Source organism: Mesorhizobium sp. M7A.F.Ca.CA.003.01.2.1 (genome assembly GCF_003998945.1).
In the GTDB taxonomy this organism is placed as follows: domain Bacteria; phylum Pseudomonadota; class Alphaproteobacteria; order Rhizobiales; family Rhizobiaceae; genus Mesorhizobium; species Mesorhizobium ciceri.
In genome coordinates, this window is the sequence record NZ_RZRA01000846.1 from 1 (window position 1) to 2,458 (window position 2,458).

Here is a 2,458-nt window from a genome sequence, read left to right on the forward strand (position 1 = left end):
ACGCAACATCATCGTCTGGATGGATCATCGCGCGGTCGAGCAGACGCGCCGCATCAATCGCAGTGGCGAGGCGGTGTTGAACTACGTCGGCGGCGTCATCTCGCCGGAGATGGAAACGCCGAAACTCCTGTGGCTGGCCGAAAACCTGCCCGCCACTTTCGACGCCGCCTGGCAGTTCATGGACCTCGCCGATTTCCTCACCTGGCGGGCGACCGGCAGCCTTGCCCGTTCGGTCTGCACGGTGACCTGCAAATGGACCTATCTGGCGCATGAGAGCCGCTGGGACGAGACGTATTTCCGCAAGATCGGCCTCGGCGCGCTGGCCGACGAGGCATTCGCGCGCATCGGCACCGAGATCGTGCCGGCCGGTGCCGCACTCGGCGGCGGATTGACCGCGCAGGCAGCAGCAGACCTTGGTCTCAACCCCGGCACCGCGGTGGCGGCCGGACTGATCGACGCGCATGCCGGGGGCGTCGGCACGGTCGGCGCGCGCGGCGATTTCGGCAGCGTGCTGTCGCGCATGGCCTATGTTTTCGGCACCTCGGCCTGCACCATGTCGTCGACCGCCGAGCCGGCCTTCGTCGACGGTGTCTGGGGTCCGTATTTCTCGGCCATGGTGCCGGGCCTGTGGCTGAACGAGGGCGGCCAGTCGGCAGCTGGTGCTGCGATTGATCATCTGGTGCGCATGCATCCTGCAGCCGGCGAAGCGACCGCCAAAGCGCAAGCCGAGGGGCTCAGTCTCAGCGCCTGGCTGTCGCTGCAGGCGCAAAGCCGCAATGGAGCCGCGGCCACGCCGGCCCTGGTCGGCGGCATCCATGTCGTGCCGGAGTTCCTCGGCAACCGCGCGCCCTTCGCCGACCCGGACGCGCGCGCGCTGATCGCCGGGCTCGATCTCGACACCAGCCTCGACAGCCTGGTCGGGCTCTATGTCGCCGGGGTCTGCGGGCTGGGCTACGGCGCGCGCCAGATCGTGCAGGCCGAACATCAGAAAGGCATTGCCGTCGACACCATCGTGGTCAGTGGCGGCGCCGGCCAAAGCCCGCTGGTGCGCCAACTGCTGGCCGACACCACAGGCATGGTGGTGGTGGCCTCGACCTCGCCGGAACCGGTGCTGCTCGGCTCGGCGATGCTGGGCGCGGTCGCCGCCGGTGCCTACAAGGATGTGGCGGCGGCGATGGCCGGCATGTCGGAACTCGGCGAGGTCTATCATCCCGACGCTACGCTGGCCGGCTGGCATGCCAAACGCTTCGCGGCGTTCGAATTGCTGCAGCAGGCGGGCAAGGCCATCCGAGGCTGAAGCGCGCGGCTTCTGTCCGGCTTTGTCAGGAGCGTAGCGAACACCGCTTGGCGGTTTAGCCGGAAGCTGGCAGCTTTGTTCTGTCGTGGACCCTCCAGCAGCACGCGACGAGGGCAGGGCGACAGGACCAGGAGGCCCTAATGGTGGACGAAGCTAAACCGCCGCTACCATTCGCATCGGATGAGGTGCCGTGGACGGAATGGTCCGATGTGCCACGCTTCGGCCTGCGCTACCGGCATTTGTCGCTGGCTGCCCTTGGCGAAAAACACCGTGTCGGCGTGGCAATCGAGGAGCTTCCGGCTGGCAAGCAGTCCTCGCCGGCGCATTACCATATTTTCGAGGAAGAGCATGTCTTCATCCTCGAAGGGGCGCTTACCGCGTATGTCGGCGACGCGGCCTATGCCATGAAGTCCGGCGACTACATCTGCTTTCCCGCCGGTGCCGCGGCGGGGCATTGCCTGATCAATACCAGCGACGCACTGTGCCGCTATGTCATCGTCGGCGAGCGCAACCCGAATGAAGTGGTCGTCTACACCGCCTCCAACAAGGTGCTGGTACGCGCCCTGGGCCGCCGCGCGATCTTCGATCTCGCAGCCATCCGAACTTACTGGGACGGCGAGAACACCGGCCTTACCGCCGGCGATCCGCTGCCGTCGGATGTGACGGCCGGTGTCACCAAACCCCCGGCCGCGCCGATCCCGCCGATCGCCAGCGATGCTGTCGAATGGAAGGTCGAAGGCGAAGGCCCGCGGTTCGGCGGCCGGTCCAGGCACCTGACTTATGCCGCGCTGGGACGCTCCGACTATCATGTCGGCATGCTGATCGAAGCGCCGGCGCCCGGCATGCGCCTGGCGCCCCGGCACTATCACATGCTGGAAGAGGAGCATGCGCTGATCCTGGAAGGGGAGGTGACGCTGCTGCTTGGCGAGGAGCGCCACGAAATGAAAGCCGGCGACTATGTCTGCTTTCCGGCCGGCCTGGCGGTCGGGCATTCCTTCCTCAACAGCGGCACGGGGCCGTGCCGCTACCTGATGATCGGCGAGAAAAATCCCAACGAGGTCTGCGTCTATCCAGATTCCAACAAGATGGCGGTCGACGCCTTGCGCCGGCGCGACGGCATTTTCGACATGGGAGCGGTGAGGCGGCACTGGGACGGCGCAG

2 protein-coding genes are annotated in these 2,458 nt (G+C 66.6%); both read left to right on the forward strand.

Features of this window, described 5'->3' with window-relative positions:
• Positions 1-1,297: FGGY-family carbohydrate kinase (locus EN969_RS26550; RefSeq protein WP_127419534.1), on the forward strand; the 1,297-nt coding region annotated here is incomplete at its 5' end.
• A 140-nt stretch (positions 1,298-1,437) separates the two neighbouring features.
• Positions 1,438-2,458 (forward strand): cupin domain-containing protein (locus EN969_RS26555; RefSeq protein WP_127419535.1); only part of this gene is annotated, 1,021 nt, incomplete at its 3' end.